At 41.2% G+C, this 25,190-nt stretch carries 19 protein-coding genes; 14 read left to right on the top strand and 5 right to left on the bottom strand.

Annotation, left to right across the window (positions count from 1 at the left end; all coding sequences use genetic code 11):
• Positions 1–20: 20 nt before the first annotated feature.
• Entirely contained in the window at positions 21–86 is a 66-nt protein-coding gene (locus CD03_RS39980; protein WP_442969739.1) for a DUF6783 domain-containing protein, read from the bottom strand.
• Between the two features lie 183 nt (positions 87–269).
• On the opposite strand from CD03_RS39980, the gene CD03_RS0116180 reads away from it, so the two are divergent.
• The 6 genes from CD03_RS0116180 (at position 270) to CD03_RS0116150 (ending at position 6,281) form a co-directional block, all read left to right on the top strand.
• Positions 270–1,679 (top strand): cation:dicarboxylate symporter family transporter, encoded by a 1,410-nt coding sequence (locus tag CD03_RS0116180; RefSeq protein WP_027294554.1) that lies wholly within the window; start codon positions 270–272, stop codon positions 1,677–1,679.
• A gap of 184 nt (positions 1,680–1,863) precedes the next feature.
• Positions 1,864–2,151, top strand: a complete 288-nt coding sequence (locus tag CD03_RS0116175) for an ArsR/SmtB family transcription factor (RefSeq protein WP_027294553.1) — start codon at positions 1,864–1,866, stop codon at positions 2,149–2,151.
• Between the two features lie 16 nt (positions 2,152–2,167).
• Positions 2,168–3,415: an MFS transporter gene (locus CD03_RS0116170; protein WP_044289426.1), complete on the top strand. Its 1,248-nt coding sequence runs from the start codon at positions 2,168–2,170 to the stop codon at positions 3,413–3,415.
• Positions 3,416–3,470: 55 nt separating this feature from the next.
• On the top strand, positions 3,471–4,217 hold the full coding sequence (locus tag CD03_RS33710; protein ID WP_052377832.1) for an ABC transporter ATP-binding protein: 747 nt from the start codon (positions 3,471–3,473) through the stop codon (positions 4,215–4,217).
• Positions 4,214–5,119, top strand: coding sequence for an ABC transporter permease (locus tag CD03_RS0116160; protein ID WP_027294551.1), 906 nt, complete (start codon positions 4,214–4,216; stop codon positions 5,117–5,119). Before CD03_RS33710 ends, CD03_RS0116160 begins: the two co-directional genes overlap by 4 nt.
• A 451-nt stretch (positions 5,120–5,570) precedes the next feature.
• Positions 5,571–6,281 carry a DinB family protein gene (locus CD03_RS0116150; RefSeq protein ID WP_027294549.1) on the top strand — a complete coding sequence of 237 codons (711 nt, stop codon included), beginning with the start codon at positions 5,571–5,573 and terminating at the stop codon, positions 6,279–6,281.
• Between the two features lie 72 nt (positions 6,282–6,353).
• Here CD03_RS0116150 and CD03_RS0116145 read toward each other — a convergent pair whose 3' ends face one another.
• Together CD03_RS0116145 and CD03_RS0116140 are read right to left on the bottom strand one after the other, a co-directional pair.
• Positions 6,354–7,895 carry a response regulator transcription factor gene (locus CD03_RS0116145; protein WP_027294548.1) on the bottom strand — a complete coding sequence of 514 codons (1,542 nt, stop codon included), beginning with the start codon at positions 7,893–7,895 and terminating at the stop codon, positions 6,354–6,356.
• Positions 7,888–9,693 carry a cache domain-containing sensor histidine kinase gene (locus tag CD03_RS0116140; protein ID WP_027294547.1) on the bottom strand — a complete coding sequence of 602 codons (1,806 nt, stop codon included), beginning with the start codon at positions 9,691–9,693 and terminating at the stop codon, positions 7,888–7,890. The genes CD03_RS0116145 and CD03_RS0116140 overlap by 8 nt, the downstream gene beginning before the upstream one ends.
• Before the next feature lie 155 nt (positions 9,694–9,848).
• Here CD03_RS0116140 and CD03_RS37900 point away from each other — a divergent pair, with 155 nt between their 5' ends.
• The 6 genes from CD03_RS37900 to CD03_RS33705 all read left to right on the top strand — a co-directional run bounded on the left by CD03_RS37900 (position 9,849) and on the right by CD03_RS33705 (position 21,820).
• Positions 9,849–10,004 (top strand): hypothetical protein, encoded by a 156-nt coding sequence (locus tag CD03_RS37900; protein WP_156042924.1) that lies wholly within the window; start codon positions 9,849–9,851, stop codon positions 10,002–10,004.
• Between the two features lie 61 nt (positions 10,005–10,065).
• A complete protein-coding gene (locus CD03_RS0116135) occupies positions 10,066–16,659 on the top strand; it encodes an Ig-like domain-containing protein (RefSeq protein ID WP_027294546.1) in 6,594 nt (2,197 codons plus the stop codon).
• Positions 16,660–16,877: 218 nt separating this feature from the next.
• Positions 16,878–18,236: an ABC transporter substrate-binding protein gene (locus CD03_RS0116130; RefSeq protein WP_027294545.1), complete on the top strand. Its 1,359-nt coding sequence runs from the start codon at positions 16,878–16,880 to the stop codon at positions 18,234–18,236.
• A gap of 78 nt (positions 18,237–18,314) precedes the next feature.
• On the top strand, positions 18,315–19,214 hold the full coding sequence (locus CD03_RS0116125; RefSeq protein WP_242849104.1) for a carbohydrate ABC transporter permease: 900 nt from the start codon (positions 18,315–18,317) through the stop codon (positions 19,212–19,214).
• On the top strand, positions 19,214–20,050 hold the full coding sequence (locus CD03_RS0116120) for a carbohydrate ABC transporter permease (RefSeq protein ID WP_044289424.1): 837 nt from the start codon (positions 19,214–19,216) through the stop codon (positions 20,048–20,050). Before CD03_RS0116125 ends, CD03_RS0116120 begins: the two co-directional genes overlap by 1 nt.
• Before the next feature lie 9 nt (positions 20,051–20,059).
• Positions 20,060–21,820, top strand: a complete 1,761-nt coding sequence (locus tag CD03_RS33705) for a glycoside hydrolase family 36 protein (protein WP_052377831.1) — start codon at positions 20,060–20,062, stop codon at positions 21,818–21,820.
• 1,005 nt (positions 21,821–22,825) lie between these two features.
• On the opposite strand, the gene CD03_RS0116110 is transcribed toward CD03_RS33705, so the two are convergent.
• Positions 22,826–23,041: a DUF4177 domain-containing protein gene (locus CD03_RS0116110; RefSeq protein WP_027294542.1), complete on the bottom strand. Its 216-nt coding sequence runs from the start codon at positions 23,039–23,041 to the stop codon at positions 22,826–22,828.
• A gap of 405 nt (positions 23,042–23,446) precedes the next feature.
• Between CD03_RS0116110 and CD03_RS0116105 the strand changes: the two genes are divergently transcribed.
• Positions 23,447–24,115, top strand: a complete 669-nt coding sequence (locus CD03_RS0116105; RefSeq protein WP_027294541.1) for a YkgJ family cysteine cluster protein — start codon at positions 23,447–23,449, stop codon at positions 24,113–24,115.
• A gap of 106 nt (positions 24,116–24,221) precedes the next feature.
• Here CD03_RS0116105 and CD03_RS0116100 read toward each other — a convergent pair whose 3' ends face one another.
• A complete protein-coding gene (locus tag CD03_RS0116100) occupies positions 24,222–24,548 on the bottom strand; it encodes a hypothetical protein (RefSeq protein WP_027294540.1) in 327 nt (108 codons plus the stop codon).
• A gap of 129 nt (positions 24,549–24,677) precedes the next feature.
• Between CD03_RS0116100 and CD03_RS0116095 the strand changes: the two genes are divergently transcribed.
• Positions 24,678–25,097 carry a potassium channel family protein gene (locus CD03_RS0116095; RefSeq protein ID WP_027294539.1) on the top strand — a complete coding sequence of 140 codons (420 nt, stop codon included), beginning with the start codon at positions 24,678–24,680 and terminating at the stop codon, positions 25,095–25,097.
• Positions 25,098–25,190 lie beyond the last annotated feature (93 nt).

Below are 25,190 nucleotides of genomic sequence, written 5' to 3'. Positions count from 1 at the left end.
GCGGCATATTTGCCCCGAATTCAGGTTGCGTAGCCCGCTACGCGCCTTTCATCCGGGACAAATCTACCACAAACTGTGACGCACATCTGTCAGAAAGTAATTTTCAAACACGCTCTAGGAGTATAGAGTTAAATTAGAAAAATTCTTGTCCATTATAGGACGATATGTTACAATGGGGAAGTTGTATGCATCACCTTATTAATGGGCATTATAATTAGAAACATTATATGACACAGCAAGATAATCTTTTGTTAAAGGAAGTAGATAAAATGGATAATGTATTTTTTAAAGAATTTTTGATGTTAAGTGATATTCGAACACTGCTTTGTCTGGGGCTATTAGTTGCCTTATTCATAGTTATGAACAGAATTCAAAAGCGAAAGGTAAGCTTTTCCAAAAGAATGATTATCGGTACCGTATTCGGATTGGTGCTGGGACTGATTGTACAGGCTATATCCGGATTTGTCAATCAGCCGATGGATATTACTTTCGTTGCGGAAACCACAAAGTGGTATGGGTTATTTGGCAACGGATTTATAGATCTGATCAGAATGCTGGTTGTACCGTTGGTTATGGTATCGATTATCCATGTGATTATCAACATGCAAAAAGATGCCAACATTGGTAAACTGACTAAGAATACCATTGTTGTAACTATGGTAATGGTTATTATAGCTGTTGTGGTAGGCCTTTGCGTAGGCATCCTGTTCAAAGTTGGAACAGGGATGTCGACTACTGCTGAAGCAGTAGAGATGAAAGAAATTAAAACAGTAGTAGATACCTTGAGAGGATTACTGCCTGCTAATCCGGCACAGGCAATGGTGGATGTAAATATTATTGCACTGGTGATTGTAGCTGTATTTTTTGGCCTGGGAGCCAAAAGAATGTCCAAAAAATACTTTGATGTTGTAAAGCCATTTTTTGATTTGATTAATGCACTGCATAAAATTATTATGAGTATTGCCATGACAATTATCAAATATATGCCATATGCAGTAATTGCTTTACTGGCTAATACGATTGCCCAAAAGGGTATTGAAAGTATTTTGGAAGTGGGTATTTTTATTGCAGCCCTTTATACAGCGGTGGCAATTATGTTTATCATCCAGTTGATTACTTTGGTGATATTTGGTGTGAATCCGGGGATTTATCTTAAAAAAGGTATCTCTGTTATGATTCTGGCATTTACTTCAAGGTCCAGCGTAGGTTCCCTGCCCCTTACCATTGAAACCCTAACGGATAAAATGGGCGTAAATGACGGCACAGCCAATTTTGTTGCCGGTTTTGGTACAACTGCGGGTATGCAGGGATGTGCAGGAGTATTTCCGGCATTGCTCCTTATATTTGTGGCTAATGTAAATGGTATGCCTATAGATATTACTTTTATTGCAATGTCCATTATTGTTGTTACTTTAGGTTCGTTGGGGATCGCAGGAATACCGGGAACAGCCACCATGGCAGCCTCCGTTGCCCTGTCAGGTGTGGGTCTGGCATCTTCCTTTCCGGTAGTCAGCCCGATTCTGGCAATCGATCCTATCATTGACATGGGAAGGACACTGCTTAATGTGACTGGATCTATGGTTAATGCCATTGTCGTAGACAGATCATTAGGTCAAATGAATATGGAAAAATTTAAGGATATGAATACAGAAGTTATACCGGAAAGTAGGAAAGAGTAGTAAAATTGATAAGGTGAATAAGCAGCAAAGAAGATGTGCCATGCAGGATGCGGCACATCTTCTTTTTGGAGAATGAAATAGGCGGGGCTGCCCCGTCTGTTTTTATGTCACATATCACATTGACATTTTTCGATATGAAGTTTATACTTAGATATATCGAAAAAAATGAATGTGAGGTGATTTTATGGGGAACTATGAGAATGAAGCAAAAGTTTTTAAAGCTTTTTGCGATGAGAATCGGTTACAGATATTAGAAATGCTCCGCAGCGGGGAAAAATGCGGATGCAGGCTTCTGGCTGAACTGGATATTAGTCAGTCAACCCTGTCTCATCATATGAAAATCTTATGTGATTCCGGAGTTGTCTCCGGGAGGAAGGTTGGAAAATGGACACATTATTCTATCAGCAGGCAGGGCAGTGAAAGAGCAGGCATGCTTCTTAGGGAATTGACAAAAACTGAGGGTTCAGAATAAGAGGTTAATAAATAATATGAAACATATGAAACCATGGAAGAAAAATTTTTTTACTATATGGAGCGGGCAGGCAGTTTCTCAATTTTCCAGTTCTGTTTTACAATTTGCTATCGTCTGGTATTTAACGGATGTGACAGGTTCTGCGTTAGTACTATCGGCAGCCATGCTAATGGGTTTTCTGCCCCAGGGGATTTTAGGACCGTTTATCGGTGTGTATATTGACCGCTATCAACGAAAGAAAATTATGATTATATCTGATCTTTTGATTTCTGCAGCCAGTTTTGTCCTGGTTATTGCTGGGGTGTTCGGATTCCTTTCAACAGGAGTTATTTTGGCTGTTTTGCTGGTACGCTCGATTGGTTCCGCTTTTCATACACCGTGCCTGCAGGCGGTAACACCTCAGATTGTTCCAGCGGATCAGCTGACTCGCTGTGCGGGATATTCTCAGTCACTGCAATCTGTTTCACAGATATTCAGCCCTGTATTGGCGGCTGTACTTTATCAGATATGGAGCCTGAGTGGAATTATTTTTTTAGATGTTATCGGAGCGCTGATTGCAGTATTCACATTGATAATCAGTTATATTCCAGAGTTAGAAAAAGGTGAAGAGACAAAAAGACTGCCCGTAATACGTGAAATGCTGGAAGGTTTTCGGATTTTACGTACAAATAAAGGAATGCTTGGGCTGGTATTAATCAGCGCATTATATACATTGGCACTGATGCCCACCAGTGCATTGTTTCCCTTAATGAGCATGTCCTATTTTGGAGGAACAAGCACCTATGCAAGTATTGTTGAGGTTATTTTTTCAGTAGGGCTGCTGATCGGTTCTTTAATTTTAAGCAGGTGGGGCGGGACAAAAAACAAAGTTTACACGATTATAGGTTCTTATCTGTTAATGAGTGCGAGCCTTTTTGCTTCCGGATTGCTTCCTCAGAATGGATTTGTCGCTTTTACCATATTTTCTTGTATGATGGGCATATCCGGACCGTTTTATTGGGGAATGTATACACCGCTGCTGCAAAGTAAATTTGATGCGAAATATTTGGGAAGAGTGATGTCTCTGTCAGGCAGTATTATGGTAATCACATCACCGATAGGACTTTCTTTGTCCGGAGTATTTGCAGAGGCATTTGGGGTAGAGAAATGGTTTTTGGTAGCTGGTACATTGACTTTCCTGGCGGCAGTACTGTGCCTGTGTATTCCAGCCATTCGTAACTGTGATAAAGATACGGTCCAGGAGAGGAAGAAACAGGCAATATGAATGAATAATACCATCAGTCTGCTCATATACCATAGGTAGAAGTGAGGTGGTATGAATGGAAGATTGTCTGTCGGTAAATGGGCTTTGTAAAGCCTATGGCAAAAAGAAAATAGTCAAATCTCTGGAATTCCAGGTGAAACAGGGACAAGTGCTGGCATTTTTGGGGCCAAATGGTGCGGGGAAAAGTACGACCATGAATATGATTGGAACCCTTCTTGCCAAAACAGATGGGAAAATATATATTGACAACAAAGATATGGACACTGATAAAAATGAGATTAAGAGAAAAATCGGTATGGTTTTCCAGGAAGATGTACTGGATGGGGATTTGACGATCTATCAGAATCTGTGGTTTAGAGGGGGATTGTACTGGAAACGTGACAGCGAATTGAAGAAACAGATTGGTGAGCTGATTCATTTGCTGGACATGGAAAAGATTCAGAATCAAAAATACAGGGAATGTTCCGGGGGACAGCGAAGACTGGCACAGATTGCCCGTGCATTAATATCTAAACCCAGACTGCTGATTCTGGATGAACCCACTACCGGTCTGGACCCGGTTACCAGACAAAATGTCTGGGATGTGCTGCTAAAGCTGAAAGAGCAGCTGCAGATGACGATATTTTATACCACACACTATCTGGATGAAGCGTCCTATGCAGATACACTTTGTATTTTAAAAGATGGTAAAATAGCTGCTTGCGGAAGTCTGAGACAGATTCAGTCAAAATGGAAAAACAGTCTGAAAACGCCGGATTTGGACGAAATATATTTCCAATTGTTAAAAGGAGAAGCATTATGAGAAGCTTGCGGTTTCTGGTACAGAGAAATATAGCTTTATTCTTAAATAACCGGATGAATATAATGCTGTCTTTTGCTTCCATACCGGTAGTAATCAGTCTGTATACTTTTTTTCTCAGAGATTTTCTGACTGATATGGTAAGCCAGACAGGGATCAGCCCGTTTTATGTACAGCAGTTAACCGACCGTATGATGTTTGCCGGTCTTTTGATTGTTATTAATACCACCACTTGCTTTGGTATCATTCAGATTTGTGTCAATGACATGGGAACCGGCATACGAAAAGATTTTCTGGTTGCACCGGTTTCACCATTTTCTATTTTGTCCGGTTATTGGTTTACCAGTATGCTGGTTTCCTGCATTTTTACAGTGCTGACAGCTTTGGGCGGTGAAGTCTTTTTTTCATTTCAGTACAGCAGTACCCTGCCTGTGTTCAGACAGTTGAAAATTCTCATGATTATTATGTTTTCATCCTGTGTTAATTCGGGAATCCTATTGTGTTTTGCACACAAATTAAAAAGTACCACTACATTTTCTACCTTTGCCAATCTTTATGGTACAGTAATAGGTTTTCTGGCTGGTGCCTATCTGCCTTATTATTTTTATCCGGCTTGGATGAAATCCATATTGCTGTGGTTTCCGCCCACTCAGCTGACCAGTATTATCAGACGGGAATACATAAGTATTGCAAATAATTGGGTAGAAAATGGGAACAACCCGGATTTTCTGGGAACGGTGTATCAGAATTTTGGTGTGGAATTAATTCATAACAGCCGAATTCTGTCCGTATTGCAGCAATGGTCCATACTGATATTGGCACTGGCTGTCATACTACTCTATTTATGGGTTTGCAGCTATGAGAGAGTTCCATGCAGTAATACAGGGAAGAGTTTTCATGATTGATTATGCAGTAACTTTTCCAATTCAATACCCAGGCTGTTTTTCATAATTTCTAATTCTTTGTTACTGGGCCGGTTATTATCGGAATACATTTTATCGTGAGGCAGCAGCCAGACAGGGCCTTTATTCGGGGTATCTCCTGAAACCCTTGGGAATATATGCCAATGTAAAAACAGGGATAACGGCAGCAGGCTTATGAGCTGCGATATACAGCTGTGAACGGATATCACTCCTGTTAATTCAATTATATAGGGTAGTTACGATACGATGAAGTCAAAGCTTTCTGGAAATGAATGGACTGAGGATAAATACAACAATTGCATTTAAGTATCGCTTACATTATAATATTGTTAAATACCACAAATATGGGCTGCATCATACCATCACAGCAAGGATCAGTCTTTTAGATGCATGATGCAGACATACACAAAGCCTATATAAGGAGAGCAGAGATATGAAATATTTTGGAAATGGATTAAGCGAATTGCATAAAGAACTTAACAGCATGATTCGTAAGCCGGATAAGATCCGACAGGCAAAGGATATTTTCCTAAAGCTCCATGGGAAGCTGCACGAGTCTAAAGTATCAGATGGAACACACAATGAAGTGGACGAGCTGGTCAGAGACCTGGAAGATGAGGAATATTCTATTATGCCGACGAGCAGGGATGAGACAATTGCATGGGTTTTATGGCATATAGCAAGGATTGAGGATTTAACCATGAATATACTTATTGCCGACGGCAATCAGGTATTTGATGATCGGTGGAAAACGAGATTGAATACTACGGTCACCGATACGGGAAATGCACTGACAGATGAAGAAATCATATGTTTAAGCAAAAGTTTAAATATTCCCGAACTGTTAAACTACAGAAATGAAGTTGGAAGGAGAACCAGAGAAATTGTTCAAAATCTCTTAGCCGAAGATATGAAAAGAAATGTTTCACAGCAGGGGTTAGACCGGATTTTGTCGGAGGGAGGCATTACACAACAGGAAGATTCTATATGGCTTCTGGATTTTTGGGGTAAAAAGGATGTGGCAGGGCTTTTATTAATGCCTCCGACCAGACATGTAATAATGCATCTGAATGATTGCTGCAAATGGAAATCCGTGATCCGGACGAAAAAGAAAACCAGAGATGTAAGCGAGCATCTGCAATAGATCACCAGGGTATAGCAACAGCTTCAGGAAATTAATCCTGAGGCTGTATTTGATTAGATTTTAATGAAGGTCCTATTTCACATCCTGATATTTAATCCGGTATTCAGAAGGAGAAATCCCCATAATCTGCTTAAATGCTTTACTGAAATAAAACTGGTTGGAATATCCGCATAATTCCGCCACTTCACGGATGGACATGGTGGAAGAGAGAAAGTAATGGCATGCCTGTTCTATCCGGTATTTTGTTAAATATTCGATTGGCGGGATACCTTCCTGTTTCTTGAATATCCTGCTGAGGTAAGCGGGAGTAATCGAAAATTTTGTGGCAATATTGTGTATATTGATTTCCTGGGAATAGTGTGAGTGGATATATGCCTTAATTTTATCAATAAATTGTGAAGAGTCAGAATTTATTTCCATATTCATCAGCGTATTTTTACAGGCTTGTTCAAATAAAAACAGCAGGGAATCGGTAAGGTCGGTATATCCCTTGGAGGTAGAGAGGTATTCTTCTATTTCCAGAGCGTAATTAGTGAACAATTTATGATCGGTATAATCAAATATATAATATAAAATCTTTTTCAGGCATTCATCCAATTGCTTTTGTGTTATCTTATCTTTGTCACATAAATGTAAAAAAACTTTCAAATGGTTTAGAAAAGAGGGGAGATTCTTATTCTGTATGTCCAATTTGAATTTCTTTTCCGTTGAATCATCCAGAATTTGGCGGAACTCGGTTCCATTTTCCAGAAAATCTTTTTGATAAAGGATGGAGGAATGGCCGAATATCAGATGATTGGCTATCTGGGTCCGCATCAGGGTATGTTTGCTCCGGATATCTGACAGGTCGCAGGTTCTTGAACTGAGACACATTGTAACCGGATAGCCGGAAGGTTTTAAAATGTCCATCAGCCCCAGAAGTAAATTTTTAATCTTTGTAGTATTATTTTGTTTCAGGGAAACTAACAGGAATTTTTCATTTCTGGTAACCCCGTCCAATAAATATACAGTATCATGATTACCCAGGTAATTATGCTGTAAATCTGCGGCAGATAATTGAGAAAGGGCTTCCTCAGAGGGATAAATATCATGCAGCGTAAGTGAGGAGTAGGAGCCGACGTTAATCAGGATGCCGTAATAAACAGCCGGTTCCAGTTTCTGTAATTCCTGACTGGAAAGTGAGCCCTTATAATTATGCAGCAGGGAATTCAACATGGTGTGTATGTTTTCTTTTTTTGATGTCTGGATTTTCTCCGACAAGGTATTCAATGTGTAGTGTAAATCTTCCACAGAGACTGGCTTTAACAGGTAATCATCTACCCCCAGTTTCATTGACTGCCTGGCATATTCAAAATCTTTATATCCGCTTAAAATAACCGTATAAACGGGGATATCATTTTCTTTTAGGTTTTGAATCAGATCCAGTCCGGATGCAATCGGCATACGGATATCCGTAAATAAAATATCAGGCGACAGATCGTATATTTTTTGGTAGGCTTCCTGGCCATTGAGTGCAGTACCTACAATCTCAATGTCAGCAGAAGCTTTTTTCAGTTTTGCGCATAAATCTTTTTGAATCAACAGCTGGTCTTCAGCTACAAATACTTTAATCATCCGGGAGTACTCCTTTCATTGTAATTCTGCTTCCGGGAGAAAGGTTCGAAACAGTAAAATCGAATTTACATGAAAAATGTGCATATAAACGTGCAAAAGTGTTGTAAAGTCCTAAACCATCTATTTCTATATCTTTGTAAGAAAAATTACGGTCCAAGAGGGTGGTTTCTTTGAATACCTGAAGTTCTTTTAGAACATCATCCGGAAATCCCTGACCGTTGTCTTCCACAATAATAATCCATTGTTTCTGACTGATATAAAATTGCAGTGAAATCTTCCAGGGAGGAGCGGAGCATTCAAAAGCATGTTTAAAACAATTCTCTACAAAGGGCTGGATTGTCAGCTTGGGAATACGAAGGTCATAAAGGCTGGAATCAATTTGAAGTTCATAGCTTGAATTTCCATCATTAGAGATCTTCATAAACTCCAGATAATTTTTGGTGTGGTTAATTTCTTCTATTAATGGTACAATCTGTTCTTTGGATGTAATATAGCGCATCATGGAGGAGAAGCCCTGACACATCCTGGTGGTAACTTCACTGCCGTACACCTCACTTGCTGCGCTGATTGCGTTTAAGGCATTGTATAAAAAATGAGGATTTATCTGAGCCTGCAAAGCTGTGAGATTCGCGTTGCTTTCCCTGATCTGCAGTTCATAATTTTGGGCGATGGACTGTTCCAGCCGCTTCAGCATGTGATTGAAAGACGTATTAATGATTTCAAATTCATCAAAGATATCCTCCGGCAGATCCAGGCAGGTATCCTGGTCTAACTGCAGGTTATCAATATGGTTAATCAGCTGCTTTAGTGGTTTCGTTACAACGGATAGTATAATAAACATAATAATTAATGCAGCCAGAAGCACAAGCAGAACCGTAAAGACAGTCGTTGCAATATACGAGATATTCTGTGACTGCATTGTTTTGTTATTTGAAATCAATACTGTCGTAAAAGGTGTAAGACTGCTTCCGGATGAATTGTAAGAATAGCTGTTGGCGAAATTATCTGTCTTACCGTTTTTTATATTTTCTAATACAGAAGCCAGCTGTTCGTCAGTAATGACATATTCGTCCTGCTCATATGGATAAATAATATTATATTCGGAATCCAGAATTAATATTTCTTTTTCATTAGAAAACGTATTCTGTGTACAAATATCAGCCAATACACTGTAAGGTACCTGTATCTCTACCATAGTATCCCGGGTGATGGAGTTATCAGAGAAATTCTTACATACCGAAAGAACGGTTCTGGAAGAGCTGTTCCAGTCATTTAAATGTGGACCGTAATACAGCGCGGAAGCATTTGCTTCCGTCAATAATTCGATAGCTCTGTTTTCTGCCAGGGTTGCCGAGATCAGTTCCCGGTCGCTTAGATAAATTCCGGTATAGTAAAAATAGCCGCATTCGCGGTTATATAACATGACGTTGGAGATAATGGGAGAAAACATCATATTTATCAGTGTCTTCTGTATAATCCGCTCCTCTGAAAGCTGTTCCATATATTCCCTGGAAGTATGTTCAGCCCCGGCAGTGTTCAGGGAAGAAATAATCTGTTTCAGAGAATCATTTTTTGTGATTGAAGTTGCGGCGATATTCATTTGCTCATAGAGGGAATCTACCTGAGCGGAAACCCGGTCTAAAACAATCTGGGATGAAGATATTTCAGTAGATTTTGCATTTCGGATAGCGGTGGTGGAAAAGAGTAGAGATACTATTAGTGCAAGACAGATGAAAAGGCTGCCTACAGAAAAAAATAGTCTTAATTTAAATTTTCCTTTTGTTTTATGTTTGATCATTCATATACGCGCATACAGTAAGCTTTCAACTGTGAGAACAGTTCATCATCTTAACGTATTTCCTTTCCTTTGTATCGTTCCTGGAAGTTCATTATAACAAAGTTTTCTTTCAAAAAACAGTAAAAAAGTTATATGTCAAAAAATTATAAAGCAGGTTGACAAAAAAGTACATACCAAATGTGTTGCAGGATTCTTATAATGATAACCATGGAGTTGCCGGTAAATGGCAGAAAAGGGGGTGCTATTGTTTTGAAAGCCGTAAAATTGAGAAGCTGACAGAGTTTGAAAGAGAGTCGCTTTCAAACTACTAATTAAGGAATAGCATAAGCCAGCCTTCGCTATTCAGGGGTATAATCATGGAAGGAGAAACAAATGAAAAGGAAGATAGGAAAAAGATTATTATCGATGTTATTAAGTACAAGCATGCTGTTTGGAACTGTACTTCCGGCAGCAGCAGCAGAGCCTGGGAAAGAGCCCAAAACCGGAAATGCACAGATCGTGGTGGATTACAATACCAGTATAGGGACAGGAAACCCGATGATCTTTGGGGGACTTGGTACGCCAGCCGCAGAAAGTAATGCATGGAAAAGCCTGACACAGGAAACAGGATTAAAAGTAATGGGAGTAGATGTAGATCTGTCTAAATTATTCCCGGAAGGTACCGATGCGGACTCTGAGGTACTGGAGTCTTATACTCATGTAGCGGGAGGTATTCTTACAAGAATAAAGGGTGCAGGTATCAAAGCTTTTATAACTTTTGACAAGCTGCCGTCATGGTATCAGAGTACCCCGGACAAGGCAGGTGCATTTGCTGCAATGGTAGAGACCTTTCTAAGTGCCGCAAAACCAGATTATGAAGAAAGCATTGGATACGTGGAGTTAAAACCGGATACCTCTCTTAGCGCTGAGGATTTTACGAATTCTTATTATCAGGCTGCTGCAAAGGTTAGGAGTATACTTCCACAGGTACAGATCGGAGGAATGGGGTATGAACTGAAGGATAAAAATGATTCCCTCAGCACAGCGCCCAATGTGAAGGCAGTACTGAATGCCTATGCAGACCATGACCAGTCGCTCCTACAGTTTGTATCCTTCAAAGCATATGGTGCAGATCCTACGACGGATTGGAAAAATGATGTTTTCGGAGAATTCAAACCCGGAAGAAAAGCAGTCAGGGCAGCGCTTCACAATGCAGACATGCCGCTTTTTCTCACCGGATGGTCATCTATGGCAAAAGGGGCAGACAGCCCAGATGGTACCATCACCGGTGCAGATGGAATCAAGTACCATTCTCTGGCATTATTTAAGGCAATGCGTGACGGATGGGACATGGTTTTGTTCGACGGGTCTGTAGATGCCCGGACAAATGCCGGAAGTTATATGTACACGGAAGATGACGGAGCCGTAACCCTGAATCCATTTGCGAAAGCATATACGCTGCTGAGCAGTCAGATGGGACTGGGGGAAGGAGAATTTAAAGTTGTTTCCACTGATATGGGCAGCAGCTGGCCGGTGGATGATTCCATAGCAATGGTAAATTCCAAAAATGAGGCAATGATGCTGTTAACAAATTTCGGAGACCAGCAAAAGCAGAATGTGAGTATTGAGCTGCGCAACGTGCCTTACGAAGACGGCACTGTCACATTAAAAGGATATGCGGCTAACACTGGTACGGAAGTTTCGAAAGAAGTTATATCGATACCGGATCTTGAGGTACACAATGGAATTATTACGGCATCTATTCCGATAATACCGGCAAAATCAGCCATGGGACTGGTAGTGACAGGCGGAACAGACAGAACCCTGCCGGCGCAGGAAATGTATGAATTTGAGAGCCAGGATAATCATTTTGGGGGTAATACGGAAATTTCCTGGACTACAGGAGCTTCTTTTAACCGTACAGTAAAAGGGTTTGGAGGAGCGGATAACTTTGTTACGCTGCGCAAGGTCGCGGCAGACGGATCGGGTACCTATAAGGCACACTTATACGCATCACCTTCCGGAAACGTCAGCGGTACCAAAGTAAGTGTCAACGGTGGAGAGCCCATGGACATTGATGTCTCGGGCATTTCATTAACAAAGGATATTTCATTTGATATTTCTTTGGAGGGCGGAAATCAGAATACCATTCAATTTTATACGGAATCCGGGGATTTACGGCCTGACAAATTAGTTTTAGAATCGGGAGATGTTGCATTATCAATCGGAATCCAGAATCTGAATGCATTGGAAAAAGATGGGGATGCATATGTTCTTTCAAAAGTAAAGCAGGATTTTGTGATTGACGCAAGAATTTTCCCTGCTTCCTCTGCAGCAGGAAAAACGCTGGAATATACCTCTTCTGACAGCAGCGTGGTATCCGTAAATGAAAATGGACTGCTTACCCCTAACAAGGAAGGGAAGGCTGAAATTACGGTATCTGTCAAAGGGGAGGCAGTTTCATCTTCTTTTGAAATCATGGTTAAAAATTCAGTTGCTTCCGTATCGGTATCACCGAAGGCATTGACACTGAAACAGGGGGAAAGCCAGACGCTTACGGCTTCCATTGTACCGTCAGATGCCGCGAACAAAAATATATCCTGGGAATCTTCACGACCGGATATTGCCAGCGTAACACCTGGGGCAGACGGGACAGCGCTTGTCACGGCAGCAGGGGAAACTGGTGCTTCTGTTATAATGGTTATTACCCAGGATGGAAATAAAAGAGATACGGCAGCGGTTACTGTGGTAGAACCGGCAGAAGGGGGAACCGTAACCATTGACTATGGGAATACCATTGCTGCCGGCTCACCGAAGATATTCGGGGTAACGCATTATCCCAGCCTTGACGGGGAAGATTCTGACATCGGAGATCATTCTAAGGTATGGCCAATGCTGACAAATGAAGCCGGAGTTCGGTTCATGAGAGCAGATGCGCGTCTCCAGGAAATTCTTCCTGTCTGGACAAAAACTCCGGATACAAATTGGGCACCGGCAGACGGAACCCAGGGATCTGACCAGCCATCTTATGTGCGGTCTGATTACTATTATGTTCCAACACCCGACGGGACCGGAGAAAACAGATTCACTCTGGAGGGCTATCGGGCGGATATGGATTACTATAATGAGCGGGGCGAATATCTGAACGGGCTGTCTAATCCTGCGAACTGGAATACAGGCAGACTTCTGCGCTGGGTAAGAGAGGCAAAAACCCAGGGATATGAGGTGATGGCTATGACTTTCCAGATCCCGGAATGGCTGTCGGCAGGAGTAGTAACCGGAACTGCACATACGGAAAAAGTATGCAATGGTGCACCGAAGGATTGGGAAGTTTACAGGGATATTATTAAGAAAGTATATCTCATGTTAAAAGCAGAGGGAATTGACAGTTACGAATTCTTAAATGAACCTCATTGGTATGTACCCCAGGGAGGCGATCAGCGGGATCCGGAGGGGAATGCATATCCGGCTGGCAACAGACAGAACCTGATTGCCGCAGATCAGTTCTATCAGGCAATCGATGCCATCTATGAAGCAGAAGGCGGCAGCAAGCCGGAAGTTAAAATGGGCGGAGGTGCAGATGACAGCTGGGGAGGCGATTATGGAGTACTTGGAACAATTCTTTCAAAAAAGTATGAAAAATGGTTTGACAGAATAGATTTTGTTTCTATTCATAAATATGGAGAACGTCCGGCGAACCAGGATACCGGTAATCAGGGGGCGAATTCCAGAAATGCAAAGTATTGGTTAAGAAATAAGCTGGGAAGAGAAATACCCCTTTATTTAAATGAGTATAATGTCAGCACAGGCCAGCCTGTCAATGAAACTTATGGATACAAGAGCACAGGCTGGCATGCCAAAAACCTTATTGATATGATGACAGATCAATATGAGGGCGGAGGATATTACACCTGCTATCCGGCTGACGTACCAATGGATGATTATGAAGCCAGTTCCGGATGGATCGAACGGGGCAAAGGAATGTATACCTGGAATGCGGGGGAACCGTATCTTGCAAACTTTACAAAAACCTGGGGTATGCTTTCGGTTAATCTGGGACTGGGTAAAGGGTATTTTGACGTAAAATCAAGTTCAATTCAGGGCGGCATGACACAAAGCGTGGGTGCCGTAAATGCAGACGGAACTCCCGTAGCACTTATTAATAACTATACGGCAACCGCTTATGACCGTACCAAAGTGATTATGAAAAATGTTCCTTTTGAAGCAGGAGCAGAAGTGACAGCAAAAATATATCCTTATACGTATGATTCCGATATCAGCCATTTTGAATCACAGACAATAATGGTATCCGAAGATGGTACGGCAGAAGTTATTGTTCCTGTAATTGACGGATATGGTACGGCAGGCATTCTTCTGGAAGGAGAAATCACGGCAAAACCGGATGTAACCTATGAATTTGAGTCCTATAAAAATAATCTGAACGGGACGGCAAAAATCATGGAACAGTCTGGAATGTCTAATGGAAGATATGTAGAACAGATGAACGGCATAGAAAATGCTGTGGAAATTCCGGTAAACAGTAAAAACACAGTAAATGCGATTATGGAAGTGAGTTATTCCGGTTCCGGAAATCTGACTTACATTCTGGATGGACAGGAAAAGAGCTTACCGCTGCCGGATGGAAGCAATACAGTGAATTTCGAAGTGAATCTTAAGGAAGGCATAAACAGGCTGCAATTCTTCACAGATAAGACCGATATCCGTATGGATAAACTGGTTAAACAGGAAATAAACAAAGAAGAGCTGCAAAAGCTGGTTAACAGAGAATTTAATCCGGATGGGTATACAGAAAAAAGCTGGAAGGTATATGAAGAAGCAAAAGCTGGTGCTCAGGCAGTACTGGATAGGGAAAATGTATCCATTGGAGAGGTAGAAGCTGCTTACATAAAATTGTCGGATGCCATTGATGCCCTGGTGGCTATGGTGGATTTATCTGCACTAATTACAGAGGCAGAAGCAATAGATGCAGGGATGTACACAACAGAGTCATGGATCACATTTGCGAAAGCACTGACGGATGCAAAAGAGGTGCTGGCACAGTCTGATGTATCACAGGAAAGTCAGGTTGAAGCATATTATCAGTTACAGGGAGCGATGAAAGCCCTTATAAAGCTGCCGTCCGGAACGGAGAATATGCTTTCCGGGAAAGAGGCTGTGACCAACTCTGCAATGGAAATTGAGAACCCGGGAAATGCCACAGATGGAAACCTTTCGTGCTCTTATGATGACCCCTTTATCCAGATTGCGGCGCTTGGAGAAGATAATGGCAATCCGGAAACCTGGGAACCGGTTTATCTGCAGTATGATCTGGGCACAGAGCGCCAGATTGACAAAATGGATATTTACCGCACCTATTACGCGGATGGGAATGTGGATATCCGCTGGTTAGACTGCCTTGTAGAAGTAAGCTCAGATCCGGAATTTCCGGAAGAAGCAGTTCAGGTTTTATTTGGACCGGAAGACGTTGTTTCAAAACCATTTCAGGAAACACCTCAGGAAATTGTTCCGGATGCACCGGTAACTGCCCGCTATATCCGCATTTACGGAAAAGGCCATACCTGCAGCTGGGGCAGCAGTAATAAGATAAATATCTCAGAAGTAGAAGTATTTGGAAGCGGTGCCGCGGATGCATCTGTATTAGAAGCAATGATTGCACAAGCAGAACAGCTGCAGGAGGCAGATTATACTTCAGATAGCTTTGGCATATTTTTGGCGGAACTGCAGCGGATTAAGGAGATCCTGGGAAAACCGGATCTGAATCAGGCAATGGTCAACCAGGCAGCAGCAGATCTGGGCTGTATCATGGAACAATTAGTGAAAAAAGCGGACTTTTCTTCATTAAATGCTGCAATTGATCAGGCAAGGCAGTTAGCAGAAATCCATTACACACAAGCCAGCTATCAGGCATTGGCAGCGGCACTTGAAGCAGCGGAAAGGATTGCTGCAGATGAGCTGTCTGCACAGGCAGCTATCGACCAGGCGGAGACAGACTTACGGGATGCGGTGGAAAGATTAGTTCCAAAAGCAGATTTTACCGCCCTGAACAACCTGATAGAAGAAGCAAATAGCAAAATTGAAACAGATTATACCCAAATCAGCTATCAGGAAATGAGAAAAGCATTGGAAGCGGCAAAGAAGACTGCTGCCGATGAATCCGCTGCGCAATCAGCGGTAGATGAGGCGGCAGCAGGGCTTAAAAAAGCAATGGACGAGCTGGTCTTAGTGCCTAAAACAGACTTTTCGAAGTTAAATGCTGTAATTGACCAGGCGAAACGGCTGATAAAAGCAGATTATACGGATGCAAGTTACCAGGCAGTGGCAAATGCACTGAAAAAAGCAGAAAGGATTGCGGCGGATAAAGCATCTGACCAAACTTCCGCAGACAGCGCAGCAGCAGCACTTAAAAAGGCAATGGACAGTCTGAAAAGACTACAGAATGCAGTGATTCATATTAAGAAGACAAAATATAAAAAGACTTATGGAAATAAGGCATTTTCTCTGGGGGCCCGGGCAAACTGTAAATTAAAGTATAAGAGCAGTAATCCCAAGGCTGCAGCCGTGAACAGCAAGGGAAAGGTGACCATAAAAGGATGTGGAAAGGCAACGATTACCCTGACAGCATCTGCAACAGACTTTAAAACAGCGGTAAAAAAAGTAACGGTTACCGTGAAACCAAAGAAGGCCGGAATCAGCAGCTTGAAATCTTTGAAGAAAAAGACAGCAGCGGTGGTTTGGAAGCGGGATAAAAAGGCAACCGGTTATCAGGTACAGTATTCCCTGAGTAAAAAATTTACCGGGTCAAAGACGAAAGTGAAGACCGTCTCCAAAAGTAAAACCACACGGTTAGAACTTAAGAAGCTGAAAAGTAAGAAGACCTATTACATCCGGGTCAGAAGTTACAAGAAAGCGGGCAGTTCGAAAATATATGGTAACTGGAGTAAGACAAAGACGATCAAGGTAAAATAATATTTACGAGGAAAGACCGGGCAGGCAGCGTTTGTCTGCCCGAATACTGCTTGATACCCACAAATTTGTGAGAAAGCATGTTTAAAATTTATTGGGATGTCAAAAAAATATATACAAACCGGACAGAAAATTACATTCCAAAATGACCATATGATTTATATAATAAAAACACAATAACAGTTGTAAAAAAATAATTGTTAAGAATAAGGAGGATTTGTATGAAAAAGAAAAATCTAGCAAAAAAGGTGATGGCAGTCGGGATTGCAGCAGTCTTAATGATGTCAGCTGCAGCCTGCCAGGGTGGAGAAAAGAAGACGACTGATGGGGATACTTCCCAAGAGAAAACTTCCAATGCGGCTGCTTCCAGTGATAAGGCGGAAGGTGGAGTTACGATTACCGTTGGATTAAAGGCATCCCATGTAGAAATCTCCAATATTGAAACCTTTAAAGAGAACTGGGAAGAAAAAACAGGAAACAAACTGGATATCCAGGCAATTGATGACGACCAGTTTGATTCTCTTTTACAGACAAAAATGTCTACAAGCGGCATGTGGGATATCTTCATCGGAGATACCGGAACTCAGTCAACCTCTTACCAGCACGAAAAAAATCTGGTAGATTTATCTGACGAAGCCTGGGTACCTAAATTAACGGAAACAGGCAAGGAATTTGTAACCCATTCGGATGGAAAAGTATATTGTTTCCCAAATGGCGGAGTCAATTCTTTTGGTATCGTTTATAACACAAAAGTATTTAAGGACAACGGACTGGAAGTGCCCAAAACATATGAAGAATTTGATGCGGTATGTGCTAAATTAAAAGATGCAGGTATTACACCAATTTATGTATCTATGGCAGATGCGTGGACAGTTAATCAGATTATGAATGCTGAGTGGCCGAATATCTTAAGCAAGAACCCGGATGCATTAGAAAAATTAAATAAGAATGAAATCCGCTGGGATTCCCTTCCTGAATTTACACAGATGTTTGAAAGATTAAAAGGTTATGTGGATAATGGTTATATAAATTCAGATATTTCAACTGCAACTTATGAGATGGGACAGAAAGCACTTGCCTCCGGACAGGCTGCCATGATGTACATGGGTGACTGGGCAGATCCCGAATATGTGAAAGTAGAGCCGGCAGGAGAGGGTAATATCGGAATGTTCGCAGCACCTTCTAAAGATGGTGACAGCCAGCTTGCAATTGCAGGTCCGGGCGGATATTATATCTCCAATCAGTGTAAAAATCCGGATGTGGCAAAAGATTTTATCAGCTTCATGGCTGAAGATGATAATTTACTGCTCAATATGAAGACCAGAGCTTGTACATCCGTATGGAATGATCTGGATGCACCGAACTTAAGCGGTACGTTAAAGGATACACAGAAGTATATCGATGAAGGAAAAACACAGATTCACTATAACCAGACATATGTTATAACACCGTCAGATGACGCAAACAGTGCATTCCTGTCTGATTTACTGGGTCAGAAGACACCGGAAGAATGTGCAAAAATCTGGAGTGATGCAGTAATAACAGTAGGAAAACAGTTAGGGTTTGAAGGATTTAAATAAAATCTGAGCATAAAGTGCAAAAACCACCATCGTTCATACGTAGGTGGTTTTTGTACAGAAAGGAGCTGTATGAGAGACATGAAGAAAAAAAGCAGCATGAATAAACTGGAAAAGAAGTATTATCCTCTCTATATTGTAATTCCGGGAGTTGCTATTTTTACGATATTTTATATTTTTGCAATTGGCGGAGGGTTTATATTTTCCTTTACGGACTGGAGCATTTACAATTTTGAAACACCAAATTTTATCGGTATTTCTAATTTTCTGGATCTGTTCGCTTCCCAAAGCTTTCTTCCGGCCTTAGGCCATACATTTCAATTTGCAATCATAACAACGATTATCAAAGTGGGGATTGGACTGCTGTTTGCTCTTTTGCTGAACCGGGCATTTAAGGGAAGGAATTTTTTCCGTGCAGTAATCTTCCTGCCATGTACCATTGGTGCCCTGGTAATCGGTTATGTATTCACCTTTATTCTGCAGCCGGATACCGGTATTTTAAATATCTTCTTAAGAAGTATCGGCCTTGGGACTTTGGCTCTGAACTGGCTTGGAGATACCAATGTGGTGCTCTATTCCGTATGTACGGTGGAATCCTGGATGTGGATCGGGTTCAACACCGCAATCATTCTGGCAGGTCTGCAATCCATTTCCGGCGACTTATACGAGGCGGCGAGAATCGATGGTGCAAGTGCATGGCAGACAACGAAATCAATTACCCTGCCTCTTGTCACACCGTCAATTAATACAACCATTACTTTATGCGTTATAGGTGGATTTAATATATTTGATATTGTCATGTCCATGACGAATGGCGGTCCGAACGGAGCTACCCAGGTCATCAGTAAATTATCTTACGATGCCATGAGAGTAGGAACACTTGGATACGCATCAGCAATTAACCTTGTTCAGTTTCTGCTGATTGTTATTATTATTTCCCCATTATTGAGTTTCTTAAGAAGAAGGGAGCCGGATATTTGATGAAAGCAAATTATAAGACCAAGAAAGCTATTACAAAAACAGGAATCTATGTGATCTGCCTTCTGATGACATTTGCCGTAATATTTCCATTTATTCTTGTAATTCTGACGGCTTTTAAATCAGTGGAAGAATCGGCAGTGGTTACCCTTTCCCTTCCAAAAGTATTTCTGTGGGAGAACTTCCGCTATGTAATTGAAAAAGGACAGCTGCTGCGGGCATTTAAAAACAGTTTTATCATTACCGGTCTGGTCGTGCTGCTGACAGTTTTTATCTCATCCGTAACGGCATTTATTATCTCGAGGCGCAGCGATAAAACGAGTAAAGTTCTCTCAGGTTATTTTTTAATCGGAATGATTGCTCCGCTGGCACTGATTCCGGAGGTTATCATCGTAAAGACACTGGGACTAAGCGGCACCTATGCTTCCATTATTTTAATACATATCGCAGCCAGGATGCCTCTGAGCATCATGATTTATTCCGGTGTAATCAAAGGTATACCTAGAGCGCTGGATGAATCGGCAATGTTAGAAGGTGCAGGATTTTTTAATATGTTTTACCGGGTTATTTTCCCATTGTTGAAACCTGCTATTTTTACTAATGTAATAATAACATTCATGGGTGTATGGAATGATTTCCAGATTTCTTTATATTTTGTAACAGATACGGCAAAGAATACCGTACCGCTGAGTATCTACAGTTTTGTAGGGTATATGACCTATAAATGGAACTATGTATGCGCGTTTATTGTGCTGTCCATTCTCCCGATTCTGGTCGTATATTGTGCAGCACAAAAATATATTGTGGATGGTATGATTGCCGGCGCAGTTAAGAGTTAGGAGAGTCGTATGAAGAAATTATCATATAGAATCGGTGAAATACCTAAAGAAAGCAAAAGGGAAGTTACTTATACTGCAGAACAGAAAGGGGAGACAGCATATATTCATTTTTCTGTGCAGACAGAGGGGGAAGAATTATTTTCCCCACTTACTTTAAGGATTTATGTACCTGCAATCGAGGTGCATTACAGATGGACTCCGAAACTGCATCTGATCAAAGCACTTAATTCTGATTGGTTTGAAAATCTATATCTGACCAATGGATTTACGGGTGCCCCAGTGGAATGCCTGCTTTCCCCTGATCATAAAAACTGCGCCTGTATCGGGCTTTCCGATACTTTAAGTACCATTGGTTTAAAGGCGCTTCCGGTTGAAGAAACTGGAGAATATGAATTTGAAATTATTTTATTCAGCCGGGAGACCACTCTTAGAAAATCATATGAGGTCACCGTAAGACTGGATATGAGAGAGATTCCCTATTATCAGAGCCTGAAGGAAGTATCCCGGTGGTGGGAAACTTTGGAGGGAATGGCTTCTGCTTTTGTCCCCCAGGGAGCAAAGGAGCTTGTATACTCCACCTGGTACAGTTACCATCAACGGGTCAGCCAGGAGGAACTACTGAGGCAGTGCGGAATGGCAAAAGAAATCGGCTGTGGAACGGTGATCGTCGATGACGGATGGCAGACAGAAGATAACGCCAGAGGATATGCATACTGTGGAGACTGGGAAGCAGCGGAATCAAAAATGCCTGATATCCGTAAATTTGCGGATAGTCTTCATAAGATTGGAATGCGGGTCCTCTTCTGGTACAGTGTACCGTTTATTGGAGAAAGATCTGCAAACTTTGCACAATTTCAAGATATGCTTATCGATACCGATGCTGACAGGGAATGGCATGTGCTGGATCCGAGATATCCGGCAGTCCGTGAATTCATAATCGGACTTTATGAAAAAGCCCTGACAGAGTGGGGGCTGGACGGCTTTAAGCTGGACTTTGTGGATGAGTTTGTGGTAACGGCATTCAGCGGCAGAGAAGCGGATGAGAGAAGAGATTATCAGTCTTTTGAAGAAGCGGCTGACCGATTAATGACTGATTGTATCAGCAGGCTTAAGCACATTAAGCCGGATATCCTGCTTGAATTCCGTCAGACATATAACGGACCCAGAATGCGTACCTATGGCAATATCTTCCGGGCGGTGGACTGTCCGATGGACGATGTGGAAAATAAGGTCCGGGTTACGGATATCCGTCTGATTGCAGGAGAGAGTGCGGTACATTCTGATATGGTTATGTGGCACTACGAAGATTCGGTAGAAAGCGCAGCACTTCAGATGATTCAGGTTTTATTCAGCGTACCCCAGATTTCTATGCGCCTGGAAGATCTGAAGAAAGAGCATTATCAGATGCTGGAATTTTATTGTTCCTTATGGAACAAATATAAACAGGCATTTATCAGCGGTGAATTTATTCCGTTGAATCCCACAGAAAGATATAGTGTAATCAAAGGAATTTATAAGAATACGCTGGTATGTACCTATCATCTTACAGAGTTAATTGAACTGGAAAGAAGTTATGATGAGATGGTTTTTGTAAATGGTACCTTCCGGTCCGATCTGATTCTTTCGGTGAAAGAGGAAGGAGTATATGACAGGGAAGTATATGACTGTATGGGAAATCTGGTAGAAAAAGACTCTTTCTCCTTTAATAAGGGGGTACATATCTGGGATGTTCCGAAATGTGGATGTGTGGTATTAAAAATGAGGTTATAAAACATTATATTTGGGTTTAGCTGAGGATAGACGCTTTGTGTAATATAGGTAGTGTGCGGAAAGATGGGGGTGGGAAACTGATATGGACTCCGTCAGCTTGCCGCAGAACTGGTATTTTCTAACCTTTCCGAAGCACTTTTTGGCGGCACGCGGGCATTCACCGAGAAATCCTGATGCATTTCTCGGTTCAGTGCCCGCTTAGTATCCGATGGGAGCCAGTCGAATACTATCCGCCAAAAAGCACTCCGGGAAGCTAAGTAAATACTCAGCTCTGCTCTACGCTTCCTCCGCCCATATCAGTTTCCCACCCCCATCTTTCCGAGATTCATGTTACCGCCACAAAGCTGGTTTTCTCAGTAGGTTGGAACCCCTGGGGTGTGGCAGGCTGTTCTTTATTGGATGCAGCGTAGTATGTTTCGGCTGTTTATGCGTAAAAAAAGATGAAAGTTTGCTACTTTTTCTGGAATGAAGAAGCAAATTGCGGTGATAAGTCCAGTTACCCTATGCTACTCGTTCTCAAGATCAGTTGCTTGACATCATTAGCTTTATGCCAATAACGTCCAGCATGCCACAACCCCAGGGTTCCATCATGCTGAGAAAACCAGCTTTGTATCAACGAATGCTATCTCGGAAAGAGAAGGGGGCGAGCCAGGACATTGATTTGGAAGGCGTATAGCAGAGCTGAGTATTTACTTACCTTCCCAGCGTGCTTTTTGGCGGATACAATTCGACTGGCTCCCATCGGATTGTAAGCGGGCAGTGAGCTGCGAAATGCATCAGGATTTCGGAGCGAATGCCCGCGTGCTGCCAAAAAGCGCTCTGGGAAGGTTAGAAAATACCAGTTCTGCGGTAAGCTTTCCAAATCAATGTCCTGGCTCGCCCCCTTCTCTTTCCGTACACTACCTCTATATACAAAGCGTCCTTCCTCAGCTAAACCCCAATATAGTTAAACAAACAGCTTCAGGAAATTAAATCCTAAAGCTGTTTTTGTATATTTTAATAAAATTATTGTGCTTCCCGTTCAAAAATTATTTGATAATTCATCGCAGAATAAATTCCGGTTTTCTCATTAAATGGAACGACAACCTGCTTCAGCCGCCATCCTTTTTCGGCTTCCATAAGTATGGTTTCTTTGCATTCTTCGAAAGTGTCCCCGGCTTTTGTTTTAAGGCCATTTTCTTTTTTCGGTATTTCCACAAATTTATACTCGTATTTTTTCATAATCTTATCCCCCTGGACTCGTCCAAATATGTATAAATATATAACTCTAATTAGTGTCTATATAAGTATTATAATAAGGGAAACTGTCAATGTCAAAGATTTCTGAGAATTAAGGTATTAAGGTATTGTATATGAGAATTAAGGTTGTAAAATATATTAAGAAGGTATAACCCGGACGTGGGATCCGGGCTATGAGAGAAAGTAATAACATTAGTTGTTATTACACTAATAGTTTAATATACATTTCTGGTTATGTCAATAAGAAAAAGCAGGAATTGTGGGATTAAATCTTAAGTGAGGGTGAGTGGTATTGCTTTTTCATCCGATAATTATTGAAAATAAACAGGTGATAACATATAATAATGTTTAATATATGAAAATAAAAAGTTATATGAGGAAAATAATATGATTAGAGAAGTAGACCTTCAAGAAATATCGGATGGAAAATTATATGGATTAAATGATATGGTGAAAGCAGACTGTCAGGATTGTAACGGGTGTTCCGCCTGTTGTCAGGGAATGGGAGATTCCATAATTTTAGATCCTCTGGATATTTACCGGTTAACAGCCAATCTAAATTGCTCTTTCGAGGAACTGCTGACGGATAAAGTTACATTAAATATCGTAGACAAGATGATATTGCCAAATCTGAAAATGGCAGAAGGATCAGAGCACTGTGCTTTTTTAAATAAAGAAGGAAGATGCAGTATTCATAAATTCAGACCGGGAATATGCAGGATTTTTCCCCTTGGAAGATTTTATGAGAACAATTCTTTTCAATATTTTTTGCAGATACATGAATGCAAAAAGGACAACAGAACTAAAATAAAGGTTCGGAAATGGATTGATACACCGGATGCAAAAAATTATGAACAATTTATTGTGGAGTGGCATTATTTTTTAAAGGACATGCAGAAGATGCTGGAAAGTGAGCAAAACGATCATCTGATGAAAGAGGTTGGGATGTACATATTGAAATATTTTTATTTAATGCCCTATGATAAAGGCAATGATTTTTATGAGCAGTTTCGGGAACGGCTGGAAACGGCAAAAGAATTTGTGAGGACCTTATAAAGAGATAAGGTCCTCACAAATAGGATGCAGGGGCAGCGTATCATATAGTTCCTGCAGTCTATATACTCTGCGAATAGATTGGCTGTTACAAAATCAGCAGCTAAGCTTATAGCAGTTGCTGGTCAAAAGTGATTTCATCAAAGTTTTCGTTATTTTCAAGATCATGCTGGTTATGATAGAATTTTACAGTAAAGGAATCGGCATCTGAATCCGGATTCTCATGCTGGTATTCCTTAAAGGTTTCCAATGCAATTTCTTTTAATTGGGCAGATGACCAGGTGTTAGTTACAATAATGTTCAATACGCAGGTATTGGTACGGTCGGCTTCGGTACTGAATGCATTTACTACTTTATATTCCGGACCTTTCCATAGGGCGAAAGCCCAAAGGGAAGCAAGACATACCAATGTGACAAGGATTTTCTTTTTCTTCATAATGAACACCTCCTATCTATACTGTACCATAAATGGCAGTGGTTTTATGCTGGTATTTGATGGGAGTGCAGAGAAATAGCGGGAAAAATCTGAAAACCCTCTGAAAATGAAATGTAAAAGGAATATAAAATGAAAAAATTAAAGAGACTCTGGAAAATTTTAAAAATAACAAATGTAGATAAGATGTTAATTGGATTTTTGCTGTTTATACTGGCAATTTCCTTTGCATTTCTGGCGGCAGAACCGGAAGTAAAGACATATGGAGATGCACTGTGGTATGCATTTAGTATTATTACAACCATCGGTTTCGGAGATTACTATGCGGTTACGGTTGTGGGGCGGATCTGCACGGTGGTTTTGGGACTTTACGGTATTTTAATCGTTGCGCTTATCCCAGGGGTAGTGGTCAGTTATTACCTGGAATTTATTCAGAGCAAAATGGATGAAACAACCGGTGTATTTCTGGAAAAATTAGAAAACCTGGATCAGTTGTCTAAGGAGGAACTCCGGGATATTTCTGATAAAATTAAGAAGAGCCGTTATAAATGATGTCCCTTACGATAAAAAATGCGAGAAAATACAAGTTTTTATTGTATTATGAGAAAATCTTATCTATAATATATTTAATAAAAGGATTTATAA

Origin of the sequence: Robinsoniella sp. KNHs210, assembly GCF_000686105.1 — a bacterium.
In the GTDB taxonomy this organism is placed as follows: Bacteria; Bacillota; Clostridia; order Lachnospirales; family Lachnospiraceae; genus Robinsoniella; species Robinsoniella peoriensis.
The sequence above is the reverse complement of the archived record's forward strand: the minus strand, read 5'-3'. Positions and strand labels throughout refer to the sequence as shown.

Excerpts from the sequence above, each read along its gene's own strand:
- CD03_RS0116170 (WP_044289426.1), top strand. The coding sequence starts at position 2,168 with ATGAAACATATGAAACCATGGAAGAAAAATTTTTTTACTATATGGAGC.
- CD03_RS0116110 (WP_027294542.1), bottom strand. The coding sequence starts at position 23,041 with ATGAAAAAATACGAGTATAAATTTGTGGAAATACCGAAAAAAGAAAAT.
- CD03_RS33710 (WP_052377832.1), top strand. The coding sequence starts at position 3,471 with ATGGAAGATTGTCTGTCGGTAAATGGGCTTTGTAAAGCCTATGGCAAA.
- CD03_RS0116130 (WP_027294545.1), top strand. The coding sequence starts at position 16,878 with ATGAAAAAGAAAAATCTAGCAAAAAAGGTGATGGCAGTCGGGATTGCA.
- CD03_RS0116135 (WP_027294546.1), top strand. The coding sequence starts at position 10,066 with ATGAAAAGGAAGATAGGAAAAAGATTATTATCGATGTTATTAAGTACA.
- CD03_RS0116100 (WP_027294540.1), bottom strand. The coding sequence starts at position 24,548 with ATGAAGAAAAAGAAAATCCTTGTCACATTGGTATGTCTTGCTTCCCTT.
- CD03_RS0116150 (WP_027294549.1), top strand. The coding sequence starts at position 5,571 with ATGAAATATTTTGGAAATGGATTAAGCGAATTGCATAAAGAACTTAAC.
- CD03_RS0116105 (WP_027294541.1), top strand. The coding sequence starts at position 23,447 with ATGATTAGAGAAGTAGACCTTCAAGAAATATCGGATGGAAAATTATAT.
- CD03_RS0116160 (WP_027294551.1), top strand. The coding sequence starts at position 4,214 with ATGAGAAGCTTGCGGTTTCTGGTACAGAGAAATATAGCTTTATTCTTA.
- CD03_RS0116125 (WP_242849104.1), top strand. The coding sequence starts at position 18,315 with ATGAAGAAAAAAAGCAGCATGAATAAACTGGAAAAGAAGTATTATCCT.
- CD03_RS0116180 (WP_027294554.1), top strand. The coding sequence starts at position 270 with ATGGATAATGTATTTTTTAAAGAATTTTTGATGTTAAGTGATATTCGA.
- CD03_RS0116095 (WP_027294539.1), top strand. The coding sequence starts at position 24,678 with ATGAAAAAATTAAAGAGACTCTGGAAAATTTTAAAAATAACAAATGTA.
- CD03_RS0116145 (WP_027294548.1), bottom strand. The coding sequence starts at position 7,895 with ATGATTAAAGTATTTGTAGCTGAAGACCAGCTGTTGATTCAAAAAGAT.
- CD03_RS33705 (WP_052377831.1), top strand. The coding sequence starts at position 20,060 with ATGAAGAAATTATCATATAGAATCGGTGAAATACCTAAAGAAAGCAAA.
- CD03_RS0116175 (WP_027294553.1), top strand. The coding sequence starts at position 1,864 with ATGGGGAACTATGAGAATGAAGCAAAAGTTTTTAAAGCTTTTTGCGAT.
- CD03_RS0116120 (WP_044289424.1), top strand. The coding sequence starts at position 19,214 with ATGAAAGCAAATTATAAGACCAAGAAAGCTATTACAAAAACAGGAATC.
- CD03_RS0116140 (WP_027294547.1), bottom strand. The coding sequence starts at position 9,693 with ATGATCAAACATAAAACAAAAGGAAAATTTAAATTAAGACTATTTTTT.